The organism is Ensifer adhaerens, from assembly GCF_013283195.1.
Classification (GTDB): Bacteria; Pseudomonadota; Alphaproteobacteria; order Rhizobiales; family Rhizobiaceae; genus Ensifer; species Ensifer adhaerens_G.
In genome coordinates this window covers 796,180-809,941 of record NZ_JABEKT010000002.1, presented here as the reverse complement: position 1 = coordinate 809,941, position 13,762 = coordinate 796,180, and the positions used below count along the sequence as shown (strand labels likewise).

Here is a 13,762-nt window from a genome sequence, read left to right as displayed (position 1 = left end):
ATCCCTGCTCGCGGAGGCCAGACAGCAGAGCCAGCCGCGCTGTGGCGTGATACGGGGGCGATCTCCCACTCTGCCACGACACCGCTGGAAGTCCCCCGGCGGCGATCCGGGGAAGACGAGGAATTCCATCGCCGCAGTGGACTAGGATTGGGACCGAACCCGTTGGCACCAGAACAAGAGGAGCGGGTTTCCGGTACAGCGCATGGCGAGGTCGTTGCCCTCGTCGCTGAAGAATATGCCACCCGGCGAGCGAACGGACCAATCGTCGTCGTTGAGGCGCACTTCGGCGCGTGACAATGCGAGAAAGACGGTCGGATGTTTCTTGCGGTGATCCGGAAAGCGGCTATAGGGCGCCATGATCGTCGCGCCGATATGGACGTCGTCACGCTCCTCCATGCCGCCAGGTCCCACCATCAGCGCATGTGCATGACCCCGTACGAAATTGATGCTTGCGAAAGGCCCCGTTCTCGATCGGTACCAGCGAAGGTCTGGCGCGATTTCCGCGATGGCTTTTCCAAGGTCTGCGATAGGTCCGCCCGCCTTGACTGCCACAGCCAGGGCTTCCGTCAGATATCCCGAGGCTGGCAAGGTGTTGCGGGCGACGCCGAACATTGACGACGGCTTGGAAAGATCGTGGAAGATCTTGCCTGCGGTGTAGCGCGCCATGGACGGGACATCGTGAGCAAACAGAAGGTTGCCCGCTGCATTGATCAGTCGCTGCAATGCGATGGGCCGATGTCCCCAAACCGAGATCGGCCCGTGTCCTTCCGGTGAAGGATCGCAGTCGACCGCGGGAAGGGTCGCACGTGTCGTCATGTTGTGTTCCCTATGAACGGTGCGAACTCCATAGCTGCTACCAAAATGTGTCGCAACACACTTCGTTCATTGCACATTTTCCCTGCCCGCCAGAAGTCCTTCGGCAGGCTCTCCGGCGCCAAGACGATAGTTTCACACAGAGCGCTCGAACTCTTCGTCCGATGGCTCCCGCGCCTTTGGCCAAGTCACGTCTAGACCAATGCATCGTGCTCGGTTCGGCTGTTTGCCACAACCTGATGTTCACTGCCAGACGGGCATTCTCCTGCACAAATCAAGCGGTGGCGACCGTGGAATACCGTCGTCGCCCACAGTCAATCCGCCATGCGCAATTATTCAGAATTTTCACGCTTTATTTTAATAGTTCCGCAAAATCACAATTTTTGACCAATCATTGGCAAACAATTTGACGATTATTTCAATAGGCTTCCGTCAACTGGGAGACGGAAATGGACATTACAATTTTGGATCGGCAGCCCTGTCACCGATCGCCGGGTACTGAAGGCATGCCAGGTTATCTGACCGTGGATCTTGCCGCTCTCGCCCGCAACTATGAGAAGCTGGCGACCGCCGCGGCACCGGCCCGCACTGCGGCGGTCGTCAAGGCCGATGCCTATGGCCTTGGCGCCGAGCAGGTGGCCATGAAGCTTTATGCGCATGGCTGCCGCCACTTCTTCGTTGCCCAGTTTGGCGAGGCTCTCCGCCTTAGACCTTGCTTGCCGCTGGACGCGGACATCTTCGTGCTGAACGGCCTGCAGCCCGGTAACGAGCGCGCCTGCGCCCAAGCCGGCATCGTTCCGGTGGTCAATTCGCTGGAACAGCTCCAGCACTGGTCCAGGGCTGGTCAAAGCCTCAACAGCCGTCTGAGAACCGTGGTGCAATTCGACACCGGCATGTCTCGCCTCGGCGTTCCGCCGAACGAACGGTTGGCCCTTGCCGAAGCACTGCAGGATGCCGGCTTCATTGAACTCCTCTTCATCATGAGCCACCTTGCCTGCGCCGACGACGTCGAAAGCGCCCAGAACAATGCCCAGCTTGCCGAGATGAGCCGCATCGCGGCGGAGTTCCCCGGCTTCGACATCTGCGTAGCCAACTCTGGCGGCATCTTCCTCGGCGACGCCTATCACTGCGCGCTCGTCCGCCCCGGCATCGCGCTGTACGGTGGCGCGCCGACGGCCGGCATACAAAACCCCATGGAAGCAGTTGTGCGGCTCGACGTCGCGGTGGTGCAGACACGCAACGTCCCCGCCGGCGCAAGCGTCGGCTACAGCGGCGGCCATGTGACGACGGCGGAAACCCGCCTTGCCACCATTGCCGCAGGCTACGCCGATGGCCTTCCGCGCAGCCTGAGCGGCAAGGGCGCGGTCTATTGCGACGGAAATCGGCTTCCGATCGTGGGACGCGTGTCGATGGACAGCATCACGGTTGACATCTCCGCATTGCCGGAAGGCCAGCTAAGGCTTGGCACGCTGGTGGAAATCCTCGGCCCGAACCAGACGCTCGAAGACGTGGCGCGCGATGCCGGCACCATTTCCTATGAGATCCTGACCGGTCTCGGAAGCCGCTATGGCCGGAGATACGTCTGACCATTGCGTCCCCAGCCGGCCCATCGAGAGGCTTGTGGTGATCGGCATCATCGGATTACAGCAGGCGTGCCGAAGACGTGCCATCGCTGAAAACGCGGTTGCCGAATTGGCGAAGCGCCAAGGAAGAATGCGTCGTTGCTTCGCAGCGACGCAAAGGTCCCCTTTCCATCGTGTTTTACTTTGGCGCGTGGTCGCCCCGTTCAACGCACGTTGATGACGATCCGGAGTTCGCACCTCCTGGAACAGGGTCCTAGCGAAACTGGCCAACGGTCAGTTCAACTATGGAGCTGGTGGGGCATGGAGACCGATCTCCCCTTTCGTAATATTTTTTGCTTTGACGGCAACGGGAAAACCCCGCCCGATGGCGGGTTAGTCTATGGCTTTCACCGCGTTACCTGCCGGAACACACGTTCGTGTGACGCCTGTCACGATGCCCCGGCAAGCACGCCTGAAAATCCGTCGGGGAGCCCCGCCTCTGTTGCACGAAGAGGCATCTCTCGTGCGCGTTCCAGCAACGACAATCGGCACCGATCTCTGCATCGGGCATGAGCCCATGCTGCGGCATGAGCCTTTGCCCCGATGGCTATGTCGAAGTGTCTGATTGAAATGGGGTTCAACTCGAAGCGCAACGTCAGCAAAGGTATGGAGGAGTTTACCTTGGCAATTATAAAAGAGGGAAGTGCATCAAGCAGGCGCCCGGAAGACGAAAAACTCAGCATCGGCGCCAATATCGCATATGGACTGCAGCACGTTCTGACGATGTATGGCGGCATCGTCGCCGTGCCCCTTATTGTCGGTCAGGCAGCGGGGCTTAGCCCAGGTGACGTCGGCCTTCTGGTGACTGCCTCGCTTTTTGCCGGCGGTCTCGCCACGATCCTGCAAACACTGGGATTGCCATTCTTCGGGAGCCGGCTGCCTCTTGTGCAGGGCGTTTCGTTCTCAGGAGTTGCGACAATGGTCGCAATTTCCGGCAACGGAGGAATCCCCTCCATTCTGGGCGCAGTTATCGCAGCTTCCTTGATCGGGCTATTGATTACGCCTGTGTTCTCAAGGATTACCCGGTTTTTCCCTCCCCTTGTCACCGGGATCGTCATCACCACCATTGGGCTGACGCTGATGCCGGTCGCGGCATTCTGGGCGATGGGTGGCAACAACACCTCACCCGATTTCGGAAGCCCGGCGAACATTCAGCTGGCCGCCACGACGCTCGCCATCGTTCTGTTGCTCAGCAAGCTCGGAAGCGCATCCGTCTCGAGGCTCTCCATCCTGCTTGCGCTCGTGATCGGCACAGGCATCGCCTATGCCGCTGGCATGACCGACTTTTCGCAAGTGGCAAACGGCCCCCTCTTCGCCTTGCCAGCGATATTTCATTTCGGCTATCCGACCTTTGAGATCGCCGCCATCGTCTCCATGCTGATCGTCATCATCGTGACGCTCGTCGAGACATCGGCCGACATTCTCGCCGTTGGCGAAATCGTCGAAACCAAGGTCGATTCGCGCCGCCTGGGCGATGGCCTTCGAGCCGATATGCTGTCGAGCATTCTCGCGCCGGTGTTCGGGTCGTTCACGCAGAGCGCCTTTGCCCAGAACGTCGGGCTTGTCGCCGTAACCGGCGTCAAGAGCCGCTACGTGGTCGCGACAGGCGGTGTTTTCCTCGTCGTCCTCGGCCTTCTCCCGGTGATGGGACGCGTTGTTGCAGCGGTGCCAAGTTCCGTTCTCGGTGGAGCCGGCATCGTCCTTTTCGGCACGGTCGCAGCAAGCGGCATCCGCACGCTCTCCAAGGTCGACTACCACAACAACATGAATTTGATCATCGTCGCGACGTCGATCGGCTTCGGCATGATCCCCATCGCGTCACCGGGATTTTACGAACATTTCCCCACCTGGGTTGCAACGATCTTTCATTCCGGGATCAGTTCCGCTGCCTTGATGGCGATCGTTCTCAACTTGCTGTTCAACCATTTCAAAACGGGCAATGCCGACCAGCAGTCAGTGTTCGTGGCGGGCACGGAACGAACGATCCGCTACAAGGACATCGTCCGGCTTCGCGACGGCGACTACTTCCTCAACGGCAAGCTTTACGACGAAAAAGGCATCGAAATACCGATGATTCCTGAAGGCGCTCACTGAGCAGCGCTTTGAAAACACCTTCCGGACCGAGCTCCAAGCTTTGGTCCGGATCAGTTTCATTCCCGACATTTCAAGGAGAAGAAGAATGTCAGAACAAATCGAACCCGCACGTCTGCTCGACGCCCTGCTCACCGCCATGGAGGAGGGTATCATTCCCGCCACGGAGGCCGGCGTTGCCGCCGGCAACAAGATCTTCGGAGCGGCACTCCTGCGCAAATCGGACCTTTCCACGGTCCTTGTCGAAACCAACAACGAGACTGAAAATCCCCTGTGGCACGGCGAAGTTCACACCCTGAAGCGCTTTTATGAGATGACAGGTTCCGAGCGACCGGACTCAAAAGACCTCATTTTCCTGTCGACCCATGAGCCGTGCTCAATGTGCCTTTCGGCGATCACCTGGGCAGGGTTCGACAACTTCTTCTATTTCTTCAGCCACGAGGATTCCCGGGATGCGTTTTCCATTCCGCACGATCTGAAGATCCTGAAGGAGGTCTTCACCTTGGAGCCAGGGGGGTACAATCGGTCGAACTCGTTCTGGAATGGCCAGTCGATCGGGGGCCTGATCGATCAATTGCCCGAGCCGCAGCGCTCCGATCTGAAAGAAAGAGCCTCCGCAATCGGCCGGAAGTACGACGACCTCTCTGCTGTCTATCAAGCCGGCAAGGGCGAAAATGCAATCCCCCTGAACTAAGGCCCCGCCCTCCCCGTTTTGCGTCGGTTTTGATGGAAACCGCTGCTGACGGGCTGACGGAAGCGTTCGGTGTAGCTCTTGGTGGGCTACACCGAATTCCATGACACGCAACCCTTGCGCTGCGGCCGGTTGGTCGTACGGTCGCGGGCCAGGCAGCCCTCGCAATCATTGCGGCCAGACCTTGCATGCTCCCGCAGAAAGTTGCGGATATCAACCAATACGAGCATTTCTTCTGCAAAGCCACATTGACGCAACCTACAAAATCGGCACAACGCGTCGAAGCTACAATCGGCTGGAATCACTCAACTCTTTTGGGGACATCTCGCAAGGGCATCCTAGACAGACTGCATCGTGGGGGCGATGGCTAGATGAAGATACTGAAACGCGTGCGTCAATCTATGATTGAGGGCCTGCCAAACCGGCAGTTTGTCCAATTTACAAACGGCACCAGCGTATTGAAGGGCTACCGCCATCGCATCGCGATGCATAGCAACGACAATACGATGACGGTCATGGACGGAAACGACAAGCTGCGTATTTGCCGCCGCGACCGGCTCTGGCTCTATAAGCGCGGTATCAGCGCCCGCGTGAACCAACTGGCGGAATCCTATCTGCTTCATCACATATCGGAACCACTCCAAGGCGCTTTTATCGATTGCGGCGCCAATGTCGGCGAACTGGGTGCATACAGTCGTTCGAAGGGCCTGGAGTACCACGCCTTTGAGCCGGAGGGCCTGGAAGCGGACTGCTGCGACCGTAACAATTTCGGCGGCAAGCCCCAGACAAACCGGTTCGGGCTCTGGTCGAGTGACGGAGAACTGACATTTTACTCCAAGCCCGGGACTGCAGACGGTTCGCTTTTCGAGACCGAGCAATATGCCGACCGCTTCCAGGTCAAGGTCAGGAGCCTCGATGTCCTACTGGACGCCGGCTTTGAAGCGATCGACTGGAACCCGCGACGAGTGACGGCTCTTTTCAAGAACCGAGCCACGTAGGTTCGAGGATCGCATGACCGTATAACTGATCCTCTCTGTCGGCGCATTCTCCAGGGATGTGCGCCGAAGAGCCTGTTGGAGCGCGTGGCAAAAAACATCGCGGCGAATTCGTTCAGTGCTGCGACCAAACAAAACTCGTCGCCGACGTTGCGATGGCCGCGATATACCGCCGCCTTTTGGTCTCATTTTATCCATGCCACGTCCACCGGCCATCGAATATCGCAACCGCCAATGACGACGGCTGCGATTGCATTGCGTTTCCATTGGGGAGTGTGCACTCGATCTGCGCACCAGCCGCAACCTTGCGGCAATGCTCCTCAATCAAATGTGCCGCCGTCGCACAGACACATTGGAGAATCGATGCATGCGCCTACTCCTTGTAGAGGACGAGCCCGAGATGGCTGCCGCGCTCGGCGTCGCCCTTGGTCGGTATGACATGATCCTTGACCACGCGCCGTCGCTCGATCACGCCATCGCCGCGATGGCCAATCAGGTCCACGACGCGATCATTCTCGATCGGCAACTGCCCGACGGCGACGGATTGACGCTCATTCCGCGTGTTCGTGCGCTGAAGTCGGGCATTCCGGTGATCGTGCTGACGGCACGTGGCAGCGTCGACGAGCGGATCAGGGGACTGGACATGGGCGCTGACGATTATCTCGCCAAACCCTTCGCCGTCGAGGAGTTGCTGGCAAGGCTTCGCGCGTTGATGCGCCGTGCGCCCGATATCGCACCGATGACTGCACGCATCGGCAACCTTGTCTTCGATTTCGATGGTCGGGAAGCCCGCATCGACGGCCGCGTCCTGGAGCTTCCCCGCCGCGAACTGCTTGTGCTGGAGGCGTTGGTGCGGCGGCAGGGCAGAACCGTGCAACGTTCGACACTGGAGGAGTCGGTCTACGGATACGACGACGAGATCCAGTCCAATTCGCTCGACGCACATGTTTCGCGGCTGCGCAGGAAGCTGCTGGAATCGGGTTCCGGCGTTGAAATCCACGGCATTCGCGGGGTTGGATATCTGCTGAGGACATTGTCGTGACCACGAGCACCAACCACTCGCTGAAGAAGCGGCTGATCTGGCATATCCTGACATTTCAGGTGCTTCTGCTCGTGGCCGTCATTGCCGGCTTCATGGCCCTTTTGATCAGGGCCGATCTCGGCGGCATGATCCTCGACGCCGGTTCGGCATCGCTCGCCGCCAGCTCAGTCGAGGTTGGCCCGGACCAGAAGCTTAAACTGAAAGACACGCCCGAGTTGCGCGCCATGCGCGCCGAGACGCCGGGCTTCTGGTTCGTCGTGCGCAACGATCGCGGCGAGACGGTTCAAAGCGGACCGGTGCCCGACGCCTATCGCAGCATCGGCGAACATCTCGATCGCGTGACATTTGCCGATGTCCGGGACGGTATGGCGCCTTACATGCTCTCGGCCATCGCCCGGGTGGTTCAGACCGAGAGCGGTACGTATACCGTCCTGACCGGTGGCGGACGCCTGTGGAGCGCCTCGTTCGCCGTGTTTTTCCTGACGAACCTGCTGCTGCTGCCGATCGTTCTGATCCTCGTTCTCATCCCTGCCTTCGCCATTCCGATCATCGTGCGCCGTGCCTTTGCGAGCCTTGCCGAGGTCGCCGACCATGCCAAGAGCATCGATGTCGACCGTCGCGGCGCCCGCCTACCCGATGGTCGCGTTCCCGGTGAAGTGCGCCCGCTCGTGGAAGCGGTCAACGGCGCGCTGCAGCGATTGGACGAAGGTTACGAACGACGCCAGCGCTTCATCATGGATGCCGCCCACGAGCTCAGGACACCGGTCGCAATTCTGCAGACGCGTCTTGAGGGCATGGACTTCGGCCCGCTGCGCAGCCGCCTGCTGGTTGACACCGCCCGTATTGCCGGGCTCGCCGAGCAATTGCTCGACCTGGAGCGCATCGATCGCGACAGCGCTCACTTCGCCCCAATCGACCTAGTCACACTCTGCCGCGATGTGGCTGCCGACCTCGCCCCTCTCGCACTGTCGGCCGGCTGCGACATCTCCTTTACCCACGGACCCGAACAGGTCAGCACGCGCGGAGACGCCGGCGCTTTGGAGCGTGCCGTCACCAATCTGGTGCGCAACGCGATCGAGCATGCGGGCGGGCTGATTTCCATTCACGTCGAACGTGGCGGTATCATCGAGGTTAGCGACGCAGGTCCCGGCATTCCCGAAAGCGAGAGGGAACAGATCTTCGAGCCATTTCACCGGCTGCAACCCCGCGACCACGGCGCGGGCCTTGGGCTCCATCTCGTCAGCGAGATCGTCAGCCGCCACAAGGGGCACATATCGGTGGTCTGCGCGCAGACTGGTGGCGCCTGCTTCCGGATGATCCTACCGGCCGCGTGAGACGGGCGCGAGCGTCGGCTTGCCTTGGCTTCGCCACAGAGGATAACAGGTTATTAATAATGAAATCAGCACTTTACTCGATATTTGCAATGTTGATGCAATCCGCGCGGCGCACAAATGCGCACATCTTCCAGCATCGATGATCGCGCCAGACCGGCGCGAAACAGCGAGCGGAGATGAGAGCGCCATTCCGGCGCCATGTCCAATCCACGGAGCAACGCCATGCAGCAGCATTACAAACTTTCCCTCTGGCTCGGTATCGCCTTCCTGGCAACAGCCGGTATGCAACAGGCACGGGCCGCCGACCCCTATTCGCCGGAACCGGCGTCCTCCTACCAGGATCCGCCCGCCTTCAACTGGAGTGGTGCCTATGTCGGCGCACATGGCGGTCTCGGCTTTACCGGCAGCCCCAATCCTTTTGCCGACCGCAACGGCGTCGCCTTCGGTGCTCAGGCTGGCTACAACATGCAGATGGGTCCGGGCATCGTCGGCGCTGAAATCGAAGGCTCCTATCTCGGCGATACGGAACACAATGTCAGCGGCGGCAAACTCAAGGAGAAATGGCGCGGCGCGATCAAGGCGAAGGCCGGCCTGTCGTTCGATCAGACGCTTGTTTACGGCACCGCCGGTTATGCCATGACCAGCTACAAGAAGGATGGCGGCGTTCAGAACGATGTCGGTTTCAAGGGCGGCTATCTGCTCGGCGCCGGCGTCGAACAGGCCTTTGCCGGCGGCCTGTCGGCAAAAATCGAATACAACTACATCACCACCCCTGATGTGCGCACCAACACGGCCTTCGGATCGAGCGAGAAGGACATCAACAGCCATGTCATCAAGGCCGGCGTAAACATGCGCTTCTGATGTTTCTCACGTGATCCCTGCGCCGTTGCCCATTCCTCCCAAGGCGGCGGCGCTCAGATCGAAATGGAACGACCAAGGCGACGGCCGGCGCGGCCCTCGCCTTCACGTTTCGACCTTCCGCGCGAACGGCGGCAAGGTTGCCCGCCCGTCCCTCCGTGCCTAAGCCGCAGCCTCCGAGACCTCGACTTCGGCGTTCGAAAGCCGCCGCCAGATTGGCGCCATTGCGTCGGCAATATCCCGATAAAGCTCGTAGCGTCGCGTGTAATGCCGCGCCATGGCGGCGTTCGGGCGGTAGTGACGTTCCGTCTTCACCATCGCTGCGGCACCTTCCGAGAAATCAGCAAAGATGCCTGCCCCCGTGCCGGCGGCGATTGCGGCCCCCAGCGCGCCGGTCTCGCGCGAGCGGGCGACCGACACCGGAACCCCGAGCACGTCGGCAAAGATCTGCGGCCAGATCAGGCTGCGCGACCCACCGCCCGAAAGCACCGCTTCGTCGAAGGTCGCGCCTGCCGAACGCATGGTGGCGATATGCTGGCGATGGCCGAAGGCCACACCTTCGAGAACCGCGCGAACGAGATGGCCTTTCGTGTGCCAACCGGCGACGCCGTAGAACCCGGCACGGGCATTGCCGTCCTGCTGCGCGCCATACAGGAAAGGATGATAGATCGGGTCGTTGGCGGCCGGCTCGATATCGGCTGCAAGCGCGCAGCAGACATCGTATGGCGATCGCCCGTCTTCGATGCCGCTTTCTGCGAAGAACTCGCGCACCAGCCATTCGAGATTGGCCGCCGAGGTCGCGCTCGATTCGATCGCCATATAGCGGCTGCGATCGAAGGTGGAGGACATGAAGACCGGACCGGAAAGGTCGGGGCCGTCGATGATGACCTGATTGATGCTCCATGTCCCCGCGATGATCGAGGCAGCGCCAGTGCGGGTAACGCCTGAGCCGACGGCCGAAGCGATGACATCGAAGAGACCGCCGACCACCGGCGTGCCAGCGGCCAGCCCTGTCTGCGCCGCCGCCTCCGGCGTCACGGTGCCGACAACATCGGCACTTTCGGCAAGATCCGGCAACAGGCCGGTTGCCTCGCCGAGATCGAAGGCGGCCATCAGATCACGATCGTAGCGCCGGTTGACGACATTCAGGAGACCGCAACCGGTCATATCAGAGACATCGCTGACCCGTTTGCCGGTCAGGCGGTTGACGATGAAATCCTTGCACAGGAACACCGTACCTATCCTGCCGAAGGTCTCCGGTTGGTAGCGCTTGAGCCAGGCGAGCAGGGTTGGCGTCTGTGACGGCCAGGGGCGTTGCCGGCCGATGGCGTAGGTCCGGTCGCCGACCCCTTGAGCCTTCCATTCCTCGACCAGCCCACCGGCGCGGGTGTCGAGCGACTGGATGCCGAGAAGCGGTTCGCCGCCTTGATCGAGCGCGTAAAGGCCGTTGCCATGGCCCGCACAACCGATCGTGACGATTTCCTCGGCGCTGATGCCGGCCCGCTCGACGCATTGGCGGATGACTGCCCGGGCATGGGTCCACAGTTCCTCGAGCCCCCGCTCGACATGCCCGGGCCGCGGCACCCGGCTGTGCCCCTCCTGCGCAGCCGCCGCGATCTCATTGCCCTCAAGGTCGAAGATCACCGCCTTGATCACGGTGTTTCCGGCGTCGAGTCCCAGAAGATAGTCTGCCATTGAAGAACCCCTCCCAAGGTTCGGATCGTCGTCCTTATACCAGCCTGGCCGAGATCAACCCTGCTGATACAATGCGAAGGCGGCTTCGCCATCGGCGTCGTCGTGCACGATCGCCATCAAGCCCCGGACGACGGCGCTCGGGTTTGCATGCTGGTAGATGTTTCGCCCGTAGACCATGCCGACAGCGCCCTGTCGCATCAAGGCCGCGGACTTGTCGAACACGGCGCGCAGGTCTTCCTTGCCGCCGCCACGCACCAGAACCGGGCAGCGCGCCGCCTCGACCACCCGGTGGAAATCTTCCGCGTTGGTTGTCGGATCGGCCTTGACGATGTCGGCACCCATTTCGCGGGCAAGCCTTGTCAGCGTGACGATTTTCTCCGCATCGCCATCGACCATGTAGCCGCCGCGCTCGGTCACCGGCTGCATCACAAGCGGCTCGATCATCAGCGGCATGCCGTATTTTTCGCAATCGGCGCGCACGCGGGAAATGTTGGCGACGCACTGGCGGAAGAGGTCCGGCTCGTCCGGAAGCATGAACAGGTTGACGACCACGCAGGCCGCATCCATCTCCAGCGCGCCGATCAGCGGTTCGGCCTCGTTCTGCAACACCGCCCACATGTCGCGGTGGCGAATGCGGTTGTAGGGATTGCCCATGTCGATGCGCATGACCAAGGCAGGCTTGTCCTTGCCGGGAATATCCTGAAGCAGATCAGCCTGGCCGTAATTCATCTGGATTGCGTCGGGCCTGGCATCGACCAGCGCCTTGACGACGGCCTCCATATTCTCAAGGCCGTCGAGGAAGGACGGTTCGTTGCAGACGCCATGGTCGATGGCCACGTCCAGGCAGCGTCCTGCGCCAAAGAGACGGTTCATCCGGACCTTGCGGTTGTTTCGCATAATGCACTCCTTTGTTCGTTCCGTGCGGAAAGCATGTCTTCGTCGACGCCATGGCGTTCGAGGAGAAGGGTGAGAAAACGGGTGCGCTCCTGCGCTTGGCGGGCCACGGGCCAGTGCTTTTCGGCGGCCAGCAGTGCGAGCACGGCGTCCGCCATCTCGAGAGAGAGTTCGCCAGTGATTGCCAGCGTCGTGCGACGTAGCAGCAAGTCGTCGAGATGCTCGACCTTTTCACTGCGCATCAGCAGCTGGATTTCGCGGTCCGAGTAACCGGGGTGCGGAAGCGGCGCATCAGGACCTGCCGCAATGAAGTCCGCGACGCGCTCGGCGTCCGTGCCGTAGCGTTCGAACAGCGTTTCGACACGCGCTGGCGAAAGCGCCGTTGCCGCGGCGACCCGCGCAATCCAGGCCTCGCGATCGGCTGGAAAATTTCGGCCGCCGCCGATTGCCCGATCGGCCGTTGTGATCTGCCGAGGTCTGGCCAATCGCTCCAGCACCAGATCGGCCGCCAGTTCGCCGAATGAGCGGAAGGTCGTCCATTTGCCACCGATCATGCACAAGACCGGCGGCCCGGCATCGGCGGTCCCGACGAAGGTGCAATAGTGATCGCGCGGAATGCGGCCGGTAAAATTGTCCTTGCTCGCCGGCAGCGGCCGCACACCTGAGAACTGGAAAACAATATCTTCGGTTCTAACCTTGATCGTCGGCAGCACGAAGGCGAGCGACTGCAGGATATAGTCCCGTTCCGCCGTCTCGCAGCGCACGGTTTCGGGATCGTCGACGCGAATGTCGGTGGAGCCGACCAGGACCTTGCCGAGATAGGGAAATAGGATGCAGATGCGCCCGTCCTCGTTCTCGTAGTAGATCATGTGACCATCGAGCGCGCGCGTCAGATCGTCGTTGTCGATGATCAGGTGCGAGCCCTTGGTGCCGCCCATCAGGGGTGCCGGACGGGCAGCCTCGGAAAACAGGCCCTGATTGGCGATGTCGATCCAGCCGCCTGTCGCGTTGACGATCAGGCCCGGATCGATCGAAATCTCCGTGCCGCCGACCGTGTCCTTAATCACGTAGCGTCCCGGGGTGGTCAGTTCGAGTTTGGCATAATTGACGGCCCGTGCGTGAATGCCGGCAGACAGTCCGTCCTCGAGCAGTTCGATGCCGAGGCGCTCGGGCTGGCTGACCCAGGCGTCGTAGTAAGTGGCGGAATTCTTGATTGCAGGATTGAGCGCCGGCCACCTCGTCAGCGTCGAGCGCCGTCCGCGAAATTCGTGGCGGGGCATCAAGGCGCGCTTGCGCGTCAGGAAATCGTAGATCGCGAGCCCCGCCTTGATGACGATAGCACCGCGGCGGCTCGGCCGACGGGACAGTCCGAGAAACCGGACGGCGCCGTTGGCAAGGCCGGAGAACACATCAAAGACGGGAACCGTCGTCGGCAACGGACCGACATAATGCGGCGCGTTGCGCAGCAGCCGGTCGCGCTCGACGAGCGATTCCCGCACCAGGCTGAATTCACCGTTTTCGAGATAGCGCAATCCGCCATGAACCATGCGCGAGAGTGCGGCGCTGGCACCGGAACAGAAATCGTGTTTCTCGACGAGCACGACATTGACGCCCTGCAGCGCCAGCTCGCGAAAGACGCTGAGGCCGTTGATGCCGCCGCCCAGCACGCAGACGTCCACCTTCGGGCTCTGGCGGAGCCCGTCAAAGATCTCTTCTCGGTTCATGAT

11 protein-coding genes are annotated in these 13,762 nt (G+C 61.0%); 7 read left to right on the top strand and 4 right to left on the bottom strand.

Going from position 1 to position 13,762, the window contains the following annotated elements; genetic code table 11:
* Positions 1 to 141: 141 nt before the first annotated feature.
* Positions 142 to 816: a dimethylsulfonioproprionate lyase family protein gene (locus tag LPJGGPFB_RS20160; protein WP_173421701.1), complete on the bottom strand. Its 675-nt coding sequence runs from the start codon at positions 814 to 816 to the stop codon at positions 142 to 144.
* A 446-nt stretch (positions 817 to 1,262) separates the two neighbouring features.
* Between LPJGGPFB_RS20160 and alr the strand changes: the two genes are divergently transcribed.
* From alr to LPJGGPFB_RS20125, 7 genes are all read left to right on the top strand, one after another.
* The gene (gene alr / locus LPJGGPFB_RS20155; protein ID WP_173421700.1) at positions 1,263 to 2,399 is read left to right on the top strand and encodes an alanine racemase; all 1,137 of its coding nucleotides are present in this window, start codon (positions 1,263 to 1,265) and stop codon (positions 2,397 to 2,399) included.
* Positions 2,400 to 3,041: 642 nt separating this feature from the next.
* Positions 3,042 to 4,529, top strand: a complete 1,488-nt coding sequence (locus LPJGGPFB_RS20150; RefSeq protein ID WP_173422253.1) for a nucleobase:cation symporter-2 family protein — start codon at positions 3,042 to 3,044, stop codon at positions 4,527 to 4,529.
* Positions 4,530 to 4,614: 85 nt separating this feature from the next.
* Positions 4,615 to 5,220 (top strand): nucleoside deaminase, encoded by a 606-nt coding sequence (locus LPJGGPFB_RS20145; RefSeq protein WP_173421699.1) that lies wholly within the window; start codon positions 4,615 to 4,617, stop codon positions 5,218 to 5,220.
* A 368-nt stretch (positions 5,221 to 5,588) separates the two neighbouring features.
* Entirely contained in the window at positions 5,589 to 6,215 is a 627-nt protein-coding gene (locus LPJGGPFB_RS20140; protein WP_173421698.1) for a class I SAM-dependent methyltransferase, read from the top strand.
* Between the two features lie 364 nt (positions 6,216 to 6,579).
* Entirely contained in the window at positions 6,580 to 7,254 is a 675-nt protein-coding gene (locus LPJGGPFB_RS20135; RefSeq protein WP_173421697.1) for a response regulator transcription factor, read from the top strand.
* On the top strand, positions 7,251 to 8,588 hold the full coding sequence (locus tag LPJGGPFB_RS20130; protein ID WP_173421696.1) for an ATP-binding protein: 1,338 nt from the start codon (positions 7,251 to 7,253) through the stop codon (positions 8,586 to 8,588). Before LPJGGPFB_RS20135 ends, LPJGGPFB_RS20130 begins: the two co-directional genes overlap by 4 nt.
* A 222-nt stretch (positions 8,589 to 8,810) precedes the next feature.
* Positions 8,811 to 9,449 carry an outer membrane protein gene (locus tag LPJGGPFB_RS20125; protein ID WP_173421695.1) on the top strand — a complete coding sequence of 213 codons (639 nt, stop codon included), beginning with the start codon at positions 8,811 to 8,813 and terminating at the stop codon, positions 9,447 to 9,449.
* A 159-nt stretch (positions 9,450 to 9,608) separates the two neighbouring features.
* On the opposite strand, the gene LPJGGPFB_RS20120 is transcribed toward LPJGGPFB_RS20125, so the two are convergent.
* From LPJGGPFB_RS20120 to LPJGGPFB_RS20110, 3 genes are read right to left on the bottom strand one after another with little or no spacing between them, the layout of a single operon-like run.
* Positions 9,609 to 11,141 (bottom strand): FGGY-family carbohydrate kinase, encoded by a 1,533-nt coding sequence (locus LPJGGPFB_RS20120; RefSeq protein ID WP_173421694.1) that lies wholly within the window; start codon positions 11,139 to 11,141, stop codon positions 9,609 to 9,611.
* Between the two features lie 54 nt (positions 11,142 to 11,195).
* Positions 11,196 to 12,038 carry a class I fructose-bisphosphate aldolase gene (locus LPJGGPFB_RS20115; RefSeq protein ID WP_427858278.1) on the bottom strand — a complete coding sequence of 281 codons (843 nt, stop codon included), beginning with the start codon at positions 12,036 to 12,038 and terminating at the stop codon, positions 11,196 to 11,198.
* The gene (locus tag LPJGGPFB_RS20110; protein ID WP_173421693.1) at positions 12,011 to 13,759 is read right to left on the bottom strand and encodes a glycerol-3-phosphate dehydrogenase/oxidase; all 1,749 of its coding nucleotides are present in this window, start codon (positions 13,757 to 13,759) and stop codon (positions 12,011 to 12,013) included. The genes LPJGGPFB_RS20115 and LPJGGPFB_RS20110 overlap by 28 nt, the downstream gene beginning before the upstream one ends.
* Between the last annotated feature and the right edge of the window lie 3 nt (positions 13,760 to 13,762).